The 18014-nt window shown below is 70.8% G+C and carries 16 protein-coding genes; 9 read left to right on the top strand and 7 right to left on the bottom strand.

What is annotated here, in order from left to right:
- Entirely contained in the window at positions 1–408 is a 408-nt protein-coding gene (locus ABT118_RS04215; RefSeq protein ID WP_350644775.1) for a GtrA family protein, read from the bottom strand.
- Between the two features lie 108 nt (positions 409–516).
- Here ABT118_RS04215 and ABT118_RS04210 point away from each other — a divergent pair, with 108 nt between their 5' ends.
- Positions 517–2112 (top strand): DUF2142 domain-containing protein, encoded by a 1596-nt coding sequence (locus ABT118_RS04210; RefSeq protein WP_350644774.1) that lies wholly within the window; start codon positions 517–519, stop codon positions 2110–2112.
- Positions 2113–2341: 229 nt separating this feature from the next.
- On the opposite strand, the gene tuf is transcribed toward ABT118_RS04210, so the two are convergent.
- The 5 genes from tuf to ABT118_RS04185 form a co-directional block, all read right to left on the bottom strand.
- Positions 2342–3535, bottom strand: a complete 1194-nt coding sequence (gene tuf / locus ABT118_RS04205; RefSeq protein WP_350644773.1) for an elongation factor Tu — start codon at positions 3533–3535, stop codon at positions 2342–2344.
- A 182-nt stretch (positions 3536–3717) separates the two neighbouring features.
- Positions 3718–5823 carry an elongation factor G gene (gene fusA / locus ABT118_RS04200; RefSeq protein ID WP_350644772.1) on the bottom strand — a complete coding sequence of 702 codons (2106 nt, stop codon included), beginning with the start codon at positions 5821–5823 and terminating at the stop codon, positions 3718–3720.
- 39 nt (positions 5824–5862) lie between these two features.
- Positions 5863–6333, bottom strand: coding sequence for a 30S ribosomal protein S7 (gene rpsG / locus ABT118_RS04195; protein WP_030457432.1), 471 nt, complete (start codon positions 6331–6333; stop codon positions 5863–5865).
- Positions 6334–6335: 2 nt separating this feature from the next.
- Positions 6336–6707, bottom strand: coding sequence for a 30S ribosomal protein S12 (rpsL, locus tag ABT118_RS04190; protein WP_014144289.1), 372 nt, complete (start codon positions 6705–6707; stop codon positions 6336–6338).
- 299 nt (positions 6708–7006) lie between these two features.
- Positions 7007–7537 (bottom strand): DUF1707 and DUF4190 domain-containing protein, encoded by a 531-nt coding sequence (locus ABT118_RS04185; RefSeq protein ID WP_350644771.1) that lies wholly within the window; start codon positions 7535–7537, stop codon positions 7007–7009.
- Between the two features lie 158 nt (positions 7538–7695).
- Between ABT118_RS04185 and ABT118_RS04180 the strand changes: the two genes are divergently transcribed.
- From ABT118_RS04180 to ABT118_RS04165, 4 genes are all read left to right on the top strand, one after another.
- On the top strand, positions 7696–8457 hold the full coding sequence (locus ABT118_RS04180; RefSeq protein ID WP_350644769.1) for an ABC transporter ATP-binding protein: 762 nt from the start codon (positions 7696–7698) through the stop codon (positions 8455–8457).
- On the top strand, positions 8454–10040 hold the full coding sequence (locus ABT118_RS04175; RefSeq protein ID WP_350644767.1) for a transporter: 1587 nt from the start codon (positions 8454–8456) through the stop codon (positions 10038–10040). The genes ABT118_RS04180 and ABT118_RS04175 overlap by 4 nt, the downstream gene beginning before the upstream one ends.
- Positions 10041–10136: 96 nt before the next feature.
- Positions 10137–11402 (top strand): DUF2786 domain-containing protein, encoded by a 1266-nt coding sequence (locus ABT118_RS04170; protein ID WP_350644766.1) that lies wholly within the window; start codon positions 10137–10139, stop codon positions 11400–11402.
- Between the two features lie 32 nt (positions 11403–11434).
- The gene (locus ABT118_RS04165) at positions 11435–12439 is read left to right on the top strand and encodes an ADP-ribosylglycohydrolase family protein (protein ID WP_350644765.1); all 1005 of its coding nucleotides are present in this window, start codon (positions 11435–11437) and stop codon (positions 12437–12439) included.
- Here the strand turns inward: ABT118_RS04165 and ABT118_RS04160 are convergent.
- Positions 12436–13278: a GntR family transcriptional regulator gene (locus ABT118_RS04160; RefSeq protein ID WP_350645108.1), complete on the bottom strand. Its 843-nt coding sequence runs from the start codon at positions 13276–13278 to the stop codon at positions 12436–12438. The two genes, ABT118_RS04165 and ABT118_RS04160, sit on opposite strands and share 4 nt — an antisense overlap.
- A 193-nt stretch (positions 13279–13471) precedes the next feature.
- Here ABT118_RS04160 and ABT118_RS04155 point away from each other — a divergent pair, with 193 nt between their 5' ends.
- Genes ABT118_RS04155 through ABT118_RS04140 form a run of 4 tightly spaced genes read left to right on the top strand, consistent with a single transcriptional unit; the run spans position 13472 to position 17999 of the window.
- Entirely contained in the window at positions 13472–14728 is a 1257-nt protein-coding gene (locus tag ABT118_RS04155; protein ID WP_350644763.1) for an extracellular solute-binding protein, read from the top strand.
- Positions 14725–15636, top strand: a complete 912-nt coding sequence (locus ABT118_RS04150) for a carbohydrate ABC transporter permease (protein ID WP_350644762.1) — start codon at positions 14725–14727, stop codon at positions 15634–15636. The genes ABT118_RS04155 and ABT118_RS04150 overlap by 4 nt, the downstream gene beginning before the upstream one ends.
- Complete coding sequence (locus ABT118_RS04145) at positions 15633–16460, top strand: carbohydrate ABC transporter permease (protein ID WP_502884461.1); 828 nt, start codon at positions 15633–15635, stop codon at positions 16458–16460. Before ABT118_RS04150 ends, ABT118_RS04145 begins: the two co-directional genes overlap by 4 nt.
- A 36-nt stretch (positions 16461–16496) precedes the next feature.
- Positions 16497–17999, top strand: a complete 1503-nt coding sequence (locus tag ABT118_RS04140) for a beta-N-acetylhexosaminidase (RefSeq protein WP_350644761.1) — start codon at positions 16497–16499, stop codon at positions 17997–17999.
- Positions 18000–18014: the final 15 nt, after the last annotated feature.

Here is an 18014-nt window from a genome sequence, read left to right as displayed (position 1 = left end):
TCACTTCTTGAAGACCCAGCGCTGGTAGCCGATGTAGTTCACCACCGACAGCACGCCGAGCGTCAGGGCGCGGGCCAGCAGGAAGTACAGGCCGAGCTTGACCAGCAGACTCACCAGCAGGACGGTACCCACCCAGTTGCAGCCGGCCATGATCAGGTAGCGCACACCCTGGCCGGCCACCGGGGCCTGGCTGCCGAAGGACCAGATCCGGTTCAGCAGGAAGTTGACCGTGAAGCTGGTCAGCACGCCGGCGAAGGTCGACGGGGCGAGTGCCAGGCCCAGCACGCCGTGCAGCAGGTACAGCATCCCCATGTCGACCGAGGCACTGACGGCGCCCGCGATCAGGAAGCGCACGGCGCTGTGGCCGAACAGAGCGCGGATCCGCCCCTTCAGGGAGGTATCCGACATTTCAGTAGGGGAGTCCAGTGAAGTCACAGAGGGAATGGTAAGTGCCGCCGAACCCGCAGGCACACGGCCGTCCGATTCCGCCCCTCCACCCACCGGTATCTTGGTCGCGTGTCCTCCTATTCCCCCCCTTCCGTCCCCCAGTCGAGCCCACCGGCGCCCAGTACCGACCGCCGTAGGGCGAGGGGCCGGAAGCGCCCGTCCTTCCGGCGCAGCTGGTGGACCGCGTTCATCGGTTTCTTCCTGCTCTGCGCCGGCTGGGCGCTGGCAGGGCCGTACGACGCCAGCCCCGACGAAGCGCAGCACATCATGCGTGCCGCCGGCGTGGCCCGGGGCGAGTTCGCCCCGAAGCCGGAGGCGGCCGACATGGGCACCGGGGCGTTCCAGAACATCCCGAAGTCGCTGGTCCGCGCCAACTGCTGGTACTTCCAGCCCGCCACCTCCGCGGCCTGCGCCAAGGCGCCCGGCGGCGACCAGCAGGTGGAGCGGGTGGCGACCCGGGCCGGGCGCTACAACCCGGTCTACTACGCCGTGGTCGGCTGGCCGCTGAACCCCTGGCCCAACTGGGTGGGCGTCACGCTGGCCCGGCTGCTCAACGCGGCGGCCGTGGCCGCCCTGCTGGCGAGCGCCGCGTACAGCGCGGTGGCCTGGACCAGGCACCGGGTGATGGCGGCGGGCGTCCTGGCCGCGGTGACCCCGATGACGATCCACCTGGCCGGGTCGGTCAACCCCAACAGCGTCGAGATCGCCGCCGGGGCCGCCCTGTTCGCGGCGCTGATCCCGACCCTGCTGGACCCGGAGGCCCCGCTGCGGCGGGCCGCGATGGTGCAGATCGGGATCGCCGGCTCGGTGCTGTGCACGCTGCGGGCGCTCGGCCCGCTCTGGTGCCTGGTGATCCTCGCCGTGATGTTGATCCCCGCCAAGCGGGACCGGATCCGCCAGCTGCTGCGGTCCGGCGCGTTCCGCTGGGCCGCGCTGGCGATCTTCGTCGCCGCGCTGGCCGGTGCGGCCTGGACCGTGGTGATGCGGGTTGCCGAGCTCGGCGCGCTGGCCACGCCGCCGCCGATGACCTTCGCCCAGGGGATCCGGCAGGAGGTGGTGGTCCGCTGGCCCGAGTACGTGATCCAGATGATCGGCGTGCCGTCCTGGCTCGACACCTACCTGCCCGGCACCGCGTACCACCTCTGGCTGCTCGCGCTCGGCTGCCTGCTGCTGCTGGCGCTGGCCTGCGGCCGCTGGGTGGACCGCTGGCGGATGTTCGCGATCTTCGCAGCGGCCTTCGGCGCGACCACGCTGTCCGACGTCATCGGCGCCCCCAAGTACGGCTTCGTCGCCCAGGGCCGCTACATGCTGCCGGTGATGGTGGGCCTGCCGATCCTGGCGGCCTTCGTACTGGGCCTGCGCAACGTGCTGAGCGAGGCCAGGTCGGCCTCGCTGGTGCGGACCTTCGCCCTGCTGCTGCTCCCGCTGCAGCTGGCCTTCCTGGCCTACACGATGATCCGCTGGCAGTCCGGCGTCGGCACCGCGATCACCTACACCCCGCTCAACCCGCTGGCCGGGACCTGGCACCCGCCGGCCGGCTCGGCCACCGCGCTGCTCGCGGCGACGGTCGGCTGCCTGCTGCTCGGCGTCTGGGCCTGGGCCGGCAGCCGTCCCCTGCCCGGGGCCAGGACCGCGGCACCGGAGGCGGTCGGGCAGACCGTCTGACCCGTCGTCACCAGCCGCCGGAGGGGCGGGAGCCGAGGTCGGCTCCCGCCCCTCCGGCGTTCCCGGGGGAAGGCCAGTGCCCCGAGAGGATCCCCTCCGGAGGACGGTCCCTCCGGGAGAGCTGGCGCCACGGCTGCACTCCCCCGGAGAACGCCCGAGGGCCCCGCACACCTGTCGGTGTGCGGGGCCCTCGGGTTTGCCTGTGGTGCAGGCAGGTCAGACCGTCAAATTACTTGAGGATCTTGGTGACCTGGCCGGCGCCGACGGTACGGCCACCCTCACGGATGGCGAACTTCAGGCCCTCCTCCATGGCGATCGGCTGGATCAGCACGACCGTCATGCCGGTGTTGTCGCCCGGCATGACCATCTCGGTGCCCTCCGGGAGGGTCACAACGCCGGTCACGTCCGTGGTACGGAAGTAGAACTGCGGGCGGTAGTTGTTGAAGAAGGGGGTGTGACGGCCACCCTCGTCCTTCGACAGGATGTAGGCCTGGGCCTCGAAGTCGGTGTGCGGCGTGACCGAACCCGGCTTGATGATGACCTGGCCGCGCTCGACGTCCTCGCGCTTGATGCCACGGAGGAGCAGACCGACGTTCTCGCCCGCCTGGCCCTCGTCGAGCAGCTTGCGGAACATCTCGATGCCGGTGACCGTGGTGGTGGTCTTGGTCTCCTTGATGCCGATGATGTCGACAGTCTCGTTGACCTTGAGGACACCACGCTCGATGCGGCCGGTGACGACGGTGCCACGACCGGTGATCGTGAAGACGTCCTCGATCGGCATCAGGAACGGGAGGTCGACCTCGCGGGCCGGGGTCGGGATGAAGCTGTCGATCTCGTGCATGAGACCGACGAGCTTCTCGCCCCACTCCTTGTCGCCCTCGAGCGCCTTCAGCGCCGAGACGCGGACGACCGGCAGGTCGTCGCCCGGGAAGTCGTACTCGGAGAGCAGCTCGCGGACCTCGAGCTCGACGAGCTCCAGGATCTCCTCGTCCTCGACCATGTCGGACTTGTTCAGCGCGACAACGATGTAGGGGACGCCGACCTGGCGGGCCAGGAGCACGTGCTCCTTGGTCTGCGGCATCGGGCCGTCGGTGGCGGCGACGACGAGGATCGCACCGTCCATCTGGGCCGCACCGGTGATCATGTTCTTGATGTAGTCCGCGTGACCCGGGCAGTCGACGTGGGCGTAGTGACGGTCTTCCGTCTGGTACTCGACGTGCGCGATCGAGATGGTGATACCGCGCTGCCGCTCCTCCGGCGCCTTGTCGATCTGGTCGAACGGCGTGAAGGGGTTGATGTCGGGGTACGCGTCGTGCAGCACCTTGGTGATGGCCGCGGTAAGGGTCGTCTTACCGTGGTCAATGTGACCGATGGTGCCGATGTTGACGTGGGGCTTCGTCCGCTCGAACTTCGCCTTCGCCACTGCAGTCCTCCTGAGGACAATTCTGTACGCCGTGCTGACGTCAGTTGGTCTTTGATCGGGATTGGCACGGACGTGCCGTCCCGCGGGTGGGGGCGGAGGAGACCCGGGGAGATCCGGGAGGATCTCCCCGGGTTCGCCTCCTAATAGCCTAAGGGGTTACGAACATCCCGAATGTCGGGACGTCACTCACCCTTGGCCTTGGCGATGATGTCGTCCGCCACGTTCCGCGGAACCTCGGCGTACGAGTCGAACTGCATCGAGTAGCTTGCGCGACCAGAGGTCTTGCTGCGCAGGTCACCGACGTAGCCGAACATCTCGGAGAGCGGCACCAGCGCCGAAACGACGCGAGCACCGTGACGCTCGTCCATGGACCGGATCTGGCCACGGCGAGAGTTGATGTCACCGATCACGTCACCCATGTAGTCCTCGGGCGTGGTGACCTCAACGGCCATCATCGGCTCGAGCAGGGCGGGACCGGCCTTGCGAGCACCCTCCTTGAACGCCATCGAACCGGCGATCTTGAAGGCGAGCTCGGAGGAGTCGACATCGTGCGAGGCACCGTCGAGCAGGGTCACGCGGACACCCTGGAGCGGGTAGCCGGCGAGGACACCGAACTCCATGGCCTCCTGGCAGCCGGCGTCGACCGACGGGATGTACTCGCGCGGAACGCGGCCACCGGTGACCTTGTTCACGAACTCGTAGCCCTCGCCGGACTCGATCGGCTCGATCGCGATCTGGATCTTCGCGAACTGACCGGAGCCACCGGTCTGCTTCTTGTGCGTGTAGTCGATGCGCTCGACGGCCTTGCGGATCGTCTCGCGGTACGCGACCTGCGGCTTGCCGACGTTGGCCTCGACCTTGAACTCACGCTTCATACGGTCGACCAGCACCTCGAGGTGCAGCTCGCCCATACCCGCGATGATGGTCTGGCCGGTCTCTTCGTCGGTGTTGACCTGGAAGGACGGGTCCTCCTCGGCCAGCCGCTGGATCGCGGTGCCCAGACGCTCCTGGTCACCCTTCGACTTCGGCTCGATCGCGACGCGAATGACCGGGGCCGGGAAGTCCATGGACTCCAGGATGACCGGGTTCTTCTCGTCGGACAGGGTCTCGCCGGTGGTGGTCTGCTTGAGACCCATGACGGCGACGATGTCGCCGGCGCCCACCGACTCGATCTCTTCACGCTTGTTCGCGTGCATCCGGTAGATCTTGCCGATCCGCTCCTTGCGGCCCTTCACCGCGTTGAGGACGGCGGTGCCGGCCTCAAGGCGCCCGGAGTAGATCCGGACGAAGGTGAGCTTGCCCAGGTGCGGGTCGGACATGATCTTGAACGCCAGCGCCGCGAGCGGCTCGGAGTCCGAAGGCTTCCGGATGATCTTCACCGAGTCGTCGCCGGGCTTGGTGCCCTCGATGCCCTCGATGTCGAGCGGCGACGGCAGGTACTTGACGACCGCGTCGAGCAGGGGCTGGACGCCCTTGTTCTTGAACGCGGAGCCGCAGAAGATCGGCGTGAAGTCCGAGTTCAGCGTGCCCTTGCGGATCGCGGCGACCAGCAGCTCCTCGGGGATGTCGTCGCCCTCGAGGGCGAGCTCCATCACCTCGTCGCTGACGTTCGACACGGTGTCCAGCAGCGCCTCGCGGTACTCGGCCGCCTTGTCCGCCAGGTCGGCCGGGATGTCGACGGTGTCGTACATCTCGCCCTTGGGGGCGTCCGCGGACCAGACCAGGGCCTTCATCTTCACCAGGTCGACAACGCCGGCGAAGTCGCCCTCGGCGCCGATCGGCAGCTGCATGACCAGCGGGGTGGCGCCGAGGCGGTCCACGATGGTCTGCACGCAGAAGTAGAAGTCCGCGCCCGTGCGGTCCAGCTTGTTGATGAAGCAGATGCGCGGGACGCCGTAACGGTCGGCCTGACGCCAGACCGTCTCGGACTGCGGCTCGACACCGGCAACGCCGTCGAACACCGTCACGCCACCGTCGAGCACGCGGAGCGAACGCTCCACCTCGACGGTGAAGTCGACGTGACCCGGGGTGTCGATGATGTTGATGGTGTGGTCGCTGTCATCGAGCGTCCAGTGACAGGTCGTCGCGGCCGACGTGATCGTGATGCCGCGCTCCTGCTCCTGCTCCATCCAGTCCATGGTGGCAGCGCCATCGTGGACCTCACCGATCTTGTACGACACACCGGTGTAGAACAGGATCCGCTCGGTGGTGGTGGTCTTGCCCGCGTCGATGTGCGCCATGATCCCGATGTTCCGGGTCTTGGCCAGGTCAAGGGAGGTTGCAGCCATGGTGGCTCGTTCTCTCTCTGTCTAGTGACGGGGTTCGGACTACCAGCGGTAGTGCGCGAAGGCCTTGTTGGACTCGGCCATCTTGTGGGTGTCCTCGCGACGCTTCACGGAAGCACCGAGGCCGTTGGAGGCATCGAGGATCTCGTTGAGCAGACGCTCGGTCATGGTCTTCTCACGACGGGCGCGGGAGTAACCGACCAGCCAGCGCAGCGCGAGGGTGTTCGCGCGGCCCGGACGGACCTCGACCGGCACCTGGTAGGTGGCGCCACCGACGCGGCGGGACTTCACCTCAAGGGTGGGCTTGACGTTCTCAAGCGCGCGCTTGAGGGCGACCACGGGGTCGGCACCGGTCTTCTCACGGACACCCTCGAGGGCGCCGTAGACGATCCGCTCGGCAGTGGAACGCTTGCCGTGGAGCAGGATCTTGTTGACCAGGGAGGTCACCAGCGGCGAGCCGTAGACCGGGTCAATGATGACCGGGCGCTTCGGGGCAGGACCCTTACGAGGCATTCTTACTTCTCCTTCTTGGCGCCGTAGCGGCTACGAGCCTGCTTGCGGTTCTTGACACCCTGGGTGTCGAGCGAGCCGCGGATGATCTTGTAGCGGACACCAGGAAGGTCCTTCACACGGCCACCGCGCACCAGCACGATGGAGTGCTCCTGCAGGTTGTGGCCCTCACCCGGAATGTAGGCGGTGACCTCGATCCCGCTGGTGAGGCGCACACGGGCCACCTTGCGAAGCGCGGAGTTCGGCTTCTTCGGGGTGGTGGTGTACACACGCGTGCAAACACCGCGGCGCTGAGGGGAACCCTTCAGCGCGGGCGTCTTGTTCTTCTCGACCTTGTCCTGCCGGCCCTTTCGGACCAGCTGCTGGATCGTAGGCACCGTTTCTCCGTTTTCTGTGTGCCAAGGCTGCGTAAAACTAACCTGCGGTGACCCCAACGCTCCGACCCACGCGGTCGGGTGTGTTGAGCCTCTTTCGAGGGCGGAATCCATGAGCCGATGTGCAGCGGCGGCGCTCACGGAGTGGTGACCACTCCGGTACGGCGGCCGGTCTGCTGGCACGCACAAGGACCCGGGGACACCCCAGGCACAAGGTCAGAGCGTACCTAGCGCATCGGCGCCGGTCAAAACAAATGCAACGCCGCAGGTGGTCCCCGAAGTGGACGCCCTTCCGCCCTACCTCAGTGGCCGCCGAACAGCAAGCCGGCCAGGATCAGCAGCGCCCAGCCGCCCACGGACAGCCAGCCGAGCACCAGCCCCGCCACGGCCATCCCGTCGCCCTGCTCGTCGCTGCGGCACAGCTGACTCTTCGCCACATGACCGGTCACCACCGCGGGGATGCCGAACAGACCGAAGCTCGGGATGCAGAGCAGGCCCAGCACCAGCGAGGTGACGGCGAGCGGGTTGTGGCGCGGCCGGGGCGCGAACACCGGCGGGGGCGCCATCATCGGCGCGCCGAACGCCGGGGCGGCCATCGGCATCACGACCGGCCCGACCGGCAGGTCGGAGACCAGGTAGGCCAGCTGACCGTACGTCTTGGCCCGCTGCGCGGCGTCGAACCGGACCCCGTACTCGTCCGCGGACAGCCGCCCCTCGGCGTACGCCGCCTTGAGCACGTCCACCGCCCGCTCGCGGTCGGTGTGCCCGGCCCGCATGGCCGACTGGCCGCTGTACGGCTGCGGCTGCTGCGGTCCCCAGGACTGCATGCTCATCCGGTACACCTCCCTGTCCCATGGTGCATGACGAACGCCACACCTTCGCAGTTGCACCTTCACCCGATCGGCTGAGCAAGCCCACCTTCTGCGGGGTGCCGCTGGCGGGTCCTGCTCTGAAAAGCTGACGGTTCATCCGTAAGCACAGGAGTACCCACATGACACCTGCCGTCAGCATCCACAACCTGTGGAAGCGCTTCGGCGACCACGCCGCGGTCGCCGGACTCACCCTGGACCTGCCCGCCGGCTCCTTCATCGGCCTGGTCGGCCCCAACGGGGCGGGCAAGACCACCACGCTCTCGATGGTCACCGGCCTGCTCCGGCCCGACGAGGGCACCGTGCTGGTGCACGGCGCCGACGTCTGGACCGACCCGGTCGGGGTGAAGGCGCGGATCGGCATCCTGCCCGAGGGCCTGCGGATGTTCGAGCGGCTGAGCGGCCGTGAGCTGCTCCAGTACAACGGCCGGCTGCGCGGCCTGCCGGGTGCCGAGGTGGACCGCCGGGCCGAGGAGCTGCTGACCGTCCTCGACCTGTCCGCCGCCGCGGACAAGCTGGTCGCCGACTACTCCACCGGCATGCGCAAGAAGATCGGCCTGGCCGCCGCGCTGCTGCACAACCCGGACGTGCTCTTCCTGGACGAGCCGTTCGAGGGGGTCGACCCGGTCTCGGCCCAGACCATCCGCGGGGTGCTCAAGCGGTACGCCGCGGCCGGCTCCACCGTGATCTTCTCCAGCCACGTGATGGAGCTGGTCGAGCAGCTCTGCGACTGGGTCGCGGTGATAAACGCGGGCCAGGTGATCGCCCAGGGCCCGCTGGACACCGTCCGGGGCGACCGCTCGCTGCACACCGCCTTCCTCGACCTGATCGGGGTCCGCGAGGAGGACGGGCAGAGCCTGGACTGGCTGGGCGAGGCCCGATGAACGTCCCCTCCGACCGGGTGGTCGTCCGGACCCTGGTCTCGCTCAAGCTGCGGCTGCTCGCCAACGGGCTGCGCCGCAGCCCGGGCCGGCGTGCCGTCTACCTGATCGGCTCGGTCGTCGGCCTGCTGTTCACCGCCGCCGTCGCCACCGGCTTCGCCTTCCTGCAGGGGCACGCGGGCGCCGCCGACGCGAGCGTGATGCTCACCACCTCGCTGGTGATCGGCTGGGCCGCGCTGCCGCTGTTCCTGTTCAGCAGCGACGAGAGCTCGGACCCGACCCGGCTCACCATGCTGCCGCTGCGGCCGGCCCCGATGCTGCGCGGCACCCTGCTGGCCGCGCTGATCGGTCCCGGCCCGGTGATCGCGCTGGTGCTGCTGTCCGGTGCCGTGACCGCCGCCGCCGCGGGGGCGGTGTCGGTCCCGTTCGCCGTGCTCGGGGTGCCGCTGACCCTGGTCTGCCTGGTCACGCTCTCCCGCGCGGTGGCCGCCGGGAACGCCAAGCTGCTCTCCAGCCGCCGGGGCAAGGACTTCGCCATCTTCGGCGGCCTGCTCTTCGCGATCCTGGCGCAGGTCGGCAACCTGGCCTCGCAGAGCATCTTCGGCCGGGCGGGTGAGAGCGGGGGCCTCGACCTCTCGCCGCTGCAGCCGTTCGCCTCGGTGCTGCGCTGGATCCCCCCGGTCAGCGCCCTGGACGCGGCCCGCACCGCCGGGGACTCGGTCCCGCTGGCGCTGCTCCAGCTGGCCGCCACCGGCGCCCTGCTGCTCCTGCTGCTGCGCTGGTGGCAGCGGAGCCTGCAGGACCTGATGGTGACCGCGGACTCGTCCACCCTGATCACCACCAAGTCGGTCGCCCGGTCCTCCCGGAACCTCTTCCCGGACGGCCGGATCGGCGCCGTGATGCAGCGTCACCTCCGGTACGCCTGGCGCGAGCCGCGAGCCAAGGCGGCCGTGTTCACCAGCATCGGCATGACCCTGGTGATCTGCGTGCTCTCGATCGTCCAGGACTGGGCCACCGTGTACGTGGTGGTGATGGCCGGGCTGATGCTCGGGCTGCAGATGGTCAACCTGTTCGGCATGGACGGCTCCGCGTTCTGGATGGTCTCCAGCACGCTGGCCACCCCTGCCGACGCCCGGGACGAGGTGCGCGGCCGGGCCTACGCCGTGCTCGGCTACGCCGTCCCGCTCAGCACCCTGCTCGGCCTGGTGCTGGCCGCCGCCACCGGCCAGTGGGACCAGCTCGCCCCCGCCCTGGGGCTCACCTACGCCGCCCTCGGCAGCGGGGTCGGCCTCGGCGCGCTGCTCAGCGTGCTGGCGCCGTACGCAATGCCGGCCGACTCCAGCCCGATGCGCAACGCCGCTCCGGGCCAGAGCGGGGTGGTGCTGCTGAACACCTTCGGCTCGATGATCGGTGTGCTGCTGGTCACGGCGCCGCTGGCGCTGCTGCTGCTCGCCCTGCCGGGCTGGGTGCTGCTGCCGGCCGGCCTCGGGTACGGCGTCCTGGTGGCCCTGCTCGGCACCAGGCTGGCCGCGGCCCGGCTGCTCGAACGGCTGCCGGAGATCCTGGCCACGGCGATCGAACGGTGACCTGACCGAGCGCTGAACCCGGATGCCCGGGCCCGGACCGTCCCGGGCTCGGGCATCATTGCCAGTTCACCCCCTAACTTCTCGAGGCGATACCCCGTGGCCCAGCCGTCCGCCGCCGAAGCCCTGGTCGCCCAGGCCGCCACCCAGGTCGTCGCCGCCTCCCCCGACACCCTGGACCTCGCGCTCGACACCGCCGCCTCGATGCTCGCGGCCGCCGCCTGGCCGGAGGTCAGCCGGGCCCTGGTGGCCTGCGCCGAGCGGACCGTCACCCGCGCCTGGGCCATCGGCTGGCGCCCCGCCGACCTGGCCCGGATCGTCCGGCGCGAGCTCGGCCCGGTCCACCAGGCGCTGGCCGTCGACCTGATCGCCGCCGAGAACCGGCGCCACCCGACCGCCGCGCTGGACCGGCGCTGGCACGACCAGCTGCGCGAGCTCGGCGCCGACGTCTGGTGGCCCGGCGACGACGCGTACCTGGCCGAGTTCGCCACCCGGCAACGGCTGGACCGCTTCGCGCTGGCCACCGCCGCGCTGGAGCTGAACCGGGTCTGGGCGCTGCTGCCCCCGATCACCCCGGTCGGCCCGGCCCCCGGTCGGCCGGGCGTCCAGCGGTCGAACGGCCCGCGGCCCGGCGAGCCCCGGATGCTGTCGCGGATCCGCGCGCTGCTCAACAAGGCCGAGTCCACCGAGTACCCCGAGGAGGCCGAGGCGCTCACCGCCAAGGCCCAGCAGCTGATCACCCAGCACTCGATCGACGAGGCCCTGCTGACGATCGGTCAGCCCTCCCGGGACACCCCCGGCGCACTGCGGATCGGGGTGGACAACCCGTACGAGAGCCCGAAGGCGATGCTGCTCGACGCGGTGGCGAGCGCCAACCGCTGCCGGACGGTCTGGGCCAAGGAGTTCGGCTTCTGCACCATCATCGGCTTCGACTCCGACCTGGACGCGGTCGAGCTGCTCTACACCTCGCTGCTGGTCCAGGCGACCGCCACCATGCACCGGGCGGGCAGCAAGCACCACCGTGACGGCGCCGCCCGCACCAAGTCGTTCCGGCAGTCCTTCCTGATCGCGTACGCCGCCCGGATCCGGGAACGGCTCACCGCCGCGACCGAGCAGGCCACCACCGACGCCGCCGCCGGCCGCCACCTCAACCCGGACGGCAGCAGCGAGCAGCTCACCCCGGACGAGCGCCTGCTGCCCGCCCTCGCCGCCCGCGAGCAGGCGGTCGACCAGACCCTCACCGACATGTTCCCCAAGCTCACCTCCCAGCGCGTCCGGATCAGCAACGCCGACGGCTGGCACCAGGGGCGCGCGGCCGCCGACCGCGCGGCGCTCCACCAGGGCACCGGGGCGATCACCCGCTGACGCGGACCGGGCGGGTGCACTAGCGTCGCCCGGTGACCATTTCCCGTACCGACCGTGTGCAAGGTTCCCTGCTCGGCGGCGCCCTGGGCGACGCACTGGGCTGGCCGGTGGAGTTCCACCGGCTGGAGCGGATTCTGGAGGACCACGGCCCGCAGGGGGTGTCCGGCCTGCGGGCCGCCGAACGGCCCGGCGACCGGGCCGGGGACATCACCGACGACACCCAGATGACCCTGTTCACCGTCGAGGGGCTGCTGGCCGGCGGCACCCCGGCCGACCTGCACCGCTCGTACCAGCACTGGCTGCTGACCCAGCGCCGGCAGGGCCCGGGCCCCGCCCCCGCCTCGCCGCTGCTGGCGCACGCCTTCCTGTACGCCCGCCGGGCCCCCGGCAACGCCTGCCTGAGCGGGCTGGAGGACCACCGCGAGTTCGTGCCGCCGGTGGCCACCGGTGCGGTCGGGCCGGTGAACGGGCACTCCAAGGGCTGCGGCACGGTGATGCGCTCGGCCCCGTTCGGCCTGCTCGGCCTCGGGCCCGGGCCCGCCTTCGAACTGGCCGCCCAGTGCGCCCAGCTGACCCACGGTCACCCGACCGGCCAGCTCGCCGCAGGTGCCTTCGCGGCGCTGGTCGACCTGGTGCTGTCCGGCCTGGGGCTCCCCGCGGCGCTGGCCCGGACGGTCGAGGTGCTGGCGCAGCACCCGAACGCGGCCGAGACCGTCGAGGCGCTGGACCGGGCGGTGCGGATCGCCGCCGAGGGCCCGCCGTCGGCGGAGGCGGTGGAGCGGGTCGGGCTCGGCTGGATCGCCGAGGAGTGCCTGGCCATCGCCGTCTACTGCGCGCTGGCCGGCGCCGACGCCCGGGCCGCGCTGCTGCTCTCGGTCAACCACTCGGGCGACAGCGACTCGACCGGCGCGGTCTGCGGCAACCTGGTCGGCGCGCTGTACGGCGCGGCGGCGCTGCCCGCCGACTGGCTCGCGGCGGTCGAGGGCCGCGAGCTGATCACGCAGATGGCGGACGCGCTCGCCGGGCACCGCGCCTAGAACCGCTGCACGTCGCCGGTGGTGAGGGTGTGGCTGCTGCGCGGGGTGGCCAGGTCGCCGGGCGGGATGCCGGGGTGGTGGCGGTCGTCGGCGCCGGCCGGCGGCGGGGCGGCCTCGCCGAGGGTGATCCGGGACAGGATGCGGTAGCGGTCGCCCCGGTAGAGCGAGTGGACGTACTCGACCGGGCGGCCGTCGTGGTCGGTGGTGAGGCGCTCGAAGTGCAGGGCGGGCGAGAAGGGCGGGACGCCGAGCAGCTGGGCCTCCTTCTCGCTGACCACGGTGGGCTCGATCGACTGGACGGCCTGGTGCACCCGGACGCCGTGGCGCTCCCTGAGCAGCTCGTAGAAGTCGCCGCTCTCCATGTCGGCGGGCGCGAGACCGGGTACCAGCTCGGCCGGGACGTGCAGGTACTCGATCGCCATCGGCTCGCCGTCGACCAGGCGCAGCCGGGCGATGTAGGCGATCTCGGCGGTCGGTGAGAGGTGCAGCCGCCGGCCGACCCGGGCGCCGGCCCTGAGCACCGAGAACTCCAGCACCCGCCCGGCCCAGGAGCCGTCGGCCCGGGGTGCGGTGAAGGCGTGCTCCTCGGGGGCGGCGGTCAGCTCCTGGGTGATCTTCGCGGGGGCGACGAACATGCCCCGGCCGTGCTCCCGGACGATCAGCCCGGTGCTGACCAGTTCGTCCACGGCGGCCCTCAAGGTGGGCCGGGAGACGCTGAGTTGTTCGCAGAGTACGCGCTCGGAGGGGATCGGGTCGCCGGCCGCGCAGCCCTCCACCAGGTCCCGCAGGTACTCCCGTACCCGGATGCGCTTGAACGCCGGGCCCGCCGCCTCCGCCATCCCGTTCTCCCTGACCAGTTCACCGAATCTGACCACCTGAGCCTAGCCGGTCCTGGATCTTGTCGCCATGCCGCCCCGGCGTTTCCACCATGTTCCGGTCAGCACAAGGGTATTGACGACTCAACTGGTCTATGCCACCTTCTCTTACCACTGGCCCAACTGGTAAAACATCGCACCGAGGTGGCAAACCCCCATGCGCTCCCGTCTGCTCCCCCTCTCCCTGGCTGCCCTCACCCTGCTGACCGCAGCCGGCTGCTCCTCCTCCGGCTCCCCCGCGGCCGCCGGACCGACCGAACTGACCGTCTGGATCATGCGCGACAGCCTGACCGACGGCCTGGTCCAGCGCTTCGAGGCCGACTTCGAGGCCACCCACCCCGGCATCACCCTGAAGATCCAGATCCAGGAGTGGGACGGCATCGGCCAGAAGATCACCAGCGCCCTGGCCAGCAAGGACGCCCCCGACGTGATCGAGGTCGGCAACACCCAGGTCGCCCAGTACGCGGCCGGCGGCGGGGTCCGCGACCTCTCCGCGAAGACCGCCGAACTCAAGGGCGGCGACTGGATCCCCGGCCTGGCCGAGCCCGGCAAGGTCGACGGCAAGCAGTACGGCATCCCCTGGTACGCCGCGAACCGGGTGGTGATCTACCGCAAGGACCTGTTCGCCCAGGCCGGGATCACCGCCCCGCCGAAGACCAGGGACGAGTGGATCGCCGCCACCGAGAAGCTCAACACCGGTGGCAACGAAGGGATCTACCTCCCCGGGCAGAACTGGTTCGCCCTGTCCGGCTTCCTCTGGGACGAGGGCGGCGACCTCGCCGTCAAGGGCTCGGACGGCAAGTGGCAGGGCGCGCTGGACACCCCGCAGGCCGCCGCCGCGGTCGCCTTCTACCGCAAGCTGCAGGCGCTCGGCCACGGCCCGAAGGACTCCGACGAGGGCAAGCCGCTGCAGGCCGAGGTGGTCGCCCAGGGCAAGACCGCGCAGGTGATCTCCACCCCCGGCGGGGCGGGCGCGATCCTGAAGGCCAACCCGGCGCTCAAGGACAAGCTGGGCTTCTTCCCGATCCCCGGCAAGACCGCCGACAAGCCGGGTGCGGTCTTCACCGGCGGCTCCGACCTGGTGGTGCCCGAGGCGTCCAGACACGCCGACGCCGCCTACCAGGTGGTCAAGGAGCTGGCCGGGGAGAAGTGGCAGACCGAGATCGCCAAGGAGATGAGCTACGTCCCCAACCGCACCTCGCTGGCCGGCGTGCTGAGCGGCAACGAGGGCGCGGCGGCGATGGCGGCCGGCGCGGTGAACGGGCACGCCACCCCCAACTCCCCCAACTGGGCGGCCGTCGAGGCCAACAACCCGATCAAGCAGTTCCTCACCCAGGTGCTCACCGGAGCCGACCCCGCCGCCGGGCGCCGGGCCTCCGAGGCGATCACCAAGGCCCTCAACAGCGCCGGATGACCGCCGCCCGCGCCCGGCTGGGCGTCTTCTGGCCCTACCTGCTGGTCGCCCCGACCCTGCTGGGCGCGGCCTACCTGCTGCTCTACCCCGTGCTGCGCAACCTGCTGATGTCCGTCCAGCACTTCCGGCTGGCCGAACTCATCCGGGGCAACGCCGGGTTCGTCGGGGCGAAGAACTACACCGAGCTGCTCGGCGACCCGGAGTTCTGGGCCGTGGTCCGCCGCACCCTGGTCTGGACGGCGCTGAACACCGTCCTGATCACGGTGATCGGCACCCTGGTCGCCCTGATGCTGGTCCGGCTGGGCAAGCGGCTCCGGCTGGCGGTGCTCAGCGGCCTGGTGCTCACCTGGGCCACCCCGGTGATCGCGGCGACCACGGTCTTCCAGTGGCTGTTCCAGTCCCGGTACGGAGTGGTCAACTGGATGCTTGACCAGTTGGGGCTGCACGGCTTCCGGGAGTACGCCTGGTTCGCCCACGGCGGCCCGACCTTCGGGGTCCTGGTGACCCTGGTGGTCTGGCAGTCCGTCCCGTTCGCCGCGCTCACCCTGTACGGCGGGCTGACCACCGTCCCGGCCGAGCTGTACGAGTCGGCCCGGCTGGACGGCGCCGGACGGTGGCAGACCTTCCGGCTGGTCACCTTCCCGCTGCTGCGGCCGCTGTTCGCCCTGGTCACCTCGCTGGAGGTGATCTGGACCTTCAAGTGCTTCGCCCAGATCTGGGTGGTCGCCCAGGGCGGCCCGAACGGCGCCACCACCACCCTGCCGGTGTACGCCTTCCAGGTCGCCCAGTCGCTGCACAAGTACGACCTGGGCTCGGCCGCCGCCACCCTCACCGTGCTGATCCTGCTCGCCGCCCTGCTGGTCAACCTCCGCCGGATGTTCCGTCAGGAACAGGAAGGACAACCGTGAGAACACTCCGCCGGCTGCCGCTGACCCTGACGGCGCTGACCGTGCTCGCGGTGACGGTCTTCCCGGTGTACTGGATGGTGCTGACCGCCTTCAAGCCGGCCACCGAGATCCAGGCCGAGACCCCGACCTTCCTGCCGCTGCACCCGACCCTGGAGCACTTCCGCACCGCCGTCCAGGCGGCCGGATTCGCCGGCTACTGGCGCAACAGCCTGCTGGTCACGCTCAGCGCCGTCCTGCTCGCGCTGCTGGTCGCCCTGCCCGCCGTGTTCGCGGTCGGCCGGCTGCGCTGGCGCGGCCGGACCTCGTTCATCCTGCTGGTGTTCATCGCCCAGATGGCGCCCTGGGAGGCGCTGCTGATCCCGATGTACGTGATCGCCCGGGACACCGGCCTGCTGGACAGCCTCACCATGCTCACCCTGGTCTACTTCATGACCACGCTGCCCTTCACCATCGTCACCCTGCGCGGCTTCCTGGCCGCCGTACCGGCCGAGTTGGAGGAGTCCGCACTGGTGGACGGCTGCACCAGGCCGGCCGCGTTCCGCCGGATCACCCTGCCGCTGCTGGCCCCCGGTCTGCTCTCCACCTCGCTGTTCGGCTTCATCACCGCGTGGAACGAGTTCGCCTTCGCCAACACGCTGATCATCAAGAACCAGGACGCCCGCACCCTGCCGGTCTGGCTCTCCTCCTTCGGCAACGTCTTCGGCACCGACTGGGGCGCCACCATGGCCGCCGCCTCGCTCTTCATGCTCCCCGTCCTGCTGGTCTTCCTGGTCCTGCAGAACAAGGTCACCACCGGGATGACCGCCGGTGCCGTCAAGGGCTGACCGCCTTCCTGGCCGCCTTCCAACAGAGGACCGCTCGTGATCCTGCCAACTCCGCTCGAACTCACCCGCACCGCAGGCGAATTCGTCCTGGACCGGGACACCGCCGTGCAGGCCGGGGACGGCGCCGGGTCCGCCGCCGCCCTGCTCCGCACCCTGCTCGCCCCGGCCACCGGGCTGCCGCTGCCGCTCGCCGGGGACGGCGCGGTGCAGCTGGCCCTCACCGGCGGCACCGGCGAGGGCTACCGCCTGAGCGTCACCCCCGAGGGCGTCCGGCTCACCGCCGCCACCCCGGCCGGGCTGCGGCACGGCGTCCAGACGCTGCGTCAGCTGCTGCCGCCCGAGGCGCTCTCCCCGCACCCCGTCACCGGGACGGTCTGGCGGCTGCCCGGCGTCGAGATCACCGACGCGCCCCGGCACGGCTGGCGCGGAGCGCTGCTGGACGTGGCCCGGCACTTCCAGCCGCTGCCGTTCCTGCTCCGGGCGGTCGACCTGCTCGCCCTGCACAAGCTGAACGTGCTGCACCTGCACCTCACCGACGACCAGGGCTGGCGGTTCCCGGTCGACGCCTACCCCCGGCTGGTCGAGGTCGGCTCCCGCCGGTCCCGGTCCATGGTCGGGCAGGCCGGCTCCGCCGAGTACGACGATCAGCCGCACCAGGGCGCCTACACCAAGGGCGAGTTGGCCGAGCTGGTCCGGTACGCCGCCGTGCGCGGGGTGACCGTGCTGCCGGAGATCGGGATGCCCAGCCACACCCGGGCCGCGCTGGCCGCCTACCCCGCGCTGGGCAACCGGCCCGACCGGCAGCTGGACGTCTGGACCGAGTGGGGCGTCTGCGAGAACATCCTCGGCGTGCACGAGCCGGTGCTCGACTTCTGCCGCACCGTGCTCGGCGAGGTGACCGACCTGTTCCCGTCCCGCTACGTCCACCTGGGCGGGGACGAGTGCCCGACCGTCGAGTGGGAGCAGAGCCCGGCCGCCGTGACCCGGGCCGCCGAACTCGGGCTCGCCTCGCCGAAGGAGCTGCACGGCTGGTTCCTCGGCCAGGTCGGGTCGTACCTGCTGGAGAACGGCCGCAACCCGGTCTGCTGGGCCGAGGACAGCACCTCCGCGCTGCCGCCCGAGTTCGCCGTGATGCCCTGGCGGGACGGCGACCACGGCCTGGCGGCGGCCCGCCGGGGCCACGACGTGATCATGGCCCCGCACCGGTCCACCTACCTGGACTACCCCCAGCGCGACCACCCGGACGAGCCGGTCGGCCAGGCGGGCGTCGTGGTCGACCTGGCCACCGTGCACGCCAACGAGCCCACCCCGTCCCACTGGACCGAGGCCGAACGGGGCCGGGTGCTCGGTACCCAGGCGCAGTTCTGGAGCGAGTTCATCGCCACCCAGGACGCCTTCGACCACCTGGCCTTCCCCCGGCTGGCCGCCCTGGCCGACCGGGCCTGGAACCCGGCCTCGGGCTACACCACCGACTTCCTCCCGGCCCTGCCCGGGCACGAGCGCCGCCTGGCGGCGTTCGGGGTCAGGGCCGGAAGGTGAGCCGCCTCCCGACCC

It is taken from the genome of Kitasatospora sp. NPDC002040 (assembly GCF_040296785.1).
Taxonomy (GTDB): domain Bacteria; phylum Actinomycetota; class Actinomycetes; order Streptomycetales; family Streptomycetaceae; genus Kitasatospora.
The sequence above is the reverse complement of the archived record's forward strand: the minus strand, read 5'-3'. Positions and strand labels throughout refer to the sequence as shown.

Excerpts from the sequence above, each read along its gene's own strand:
- ABT118_RS04180 (WP_350644769.1), top strand. The coding sequence starts at position 7,696 with ATGACACCTGCCGTCAGCATCCACAACCTGTGGAAGCGCTTCGGCGAC.
- fusA (WP_350644772.1), bottom strand. The coding sequence starts at position 5,823 with ATGGCTGCAACCTCCCTTGACCTGGCCAAGACCCGGAACATCGGGATC.
- ABT118_RS04150 (WP_350644762.1), top strand. The coding sequence starts at position 14,725 with ATGACCGCCGCCCGCGCCCGGCTGGGCGTCTTCTGGCCCTACCTGCTG.
- ABT118_RS04185 (WP_350644771.1), bottom strand. The coding sequence starts at position 7,537 with ATGAGCATGCAGTCCTGGGGACCGCAGCAGCCGCAGCCGTACAGCGGC.
- rpsG (WP_030457432.1), bottom strand. The coding sequence starts at position 6,333 with ATGCCTCGTAAGGGTCCTGCCCCGAAGCGCCCGGTCATCATTGACCCG.
- ABT118_RS04160 (WP_350645108.1), bottom strand. The coding sequence starts at position 13,278 with ATGGCGGAGGCGGCGGGCCCGGCGTTCAAGCGCATCCGGGTACGGGAG.
- ABT118_RS04155 (WP_350644763.1), top strand. The coding sequence starts at position 13,472 with ATGCGCTCCCGTCTGCTCCCCCTCTCCCTGGCTGCCCTCACCCTGCTG.
- ABT118_RS04215 (WP_350644775.1), bottom strand. The coding sequence starts at position 408 with ATGTCGGATACCTCCCTGAAGGGGCGGATCCGCGCTCTGTTCGGCCAC.
- ABT118_RS04175 (WP_350644767.1), top strand. The coding sequence starts at position 8,454 with ATGAACGTCCCCTCCGACCGGGTGGTCGTCCGGACCCTGGTCTCGCTC.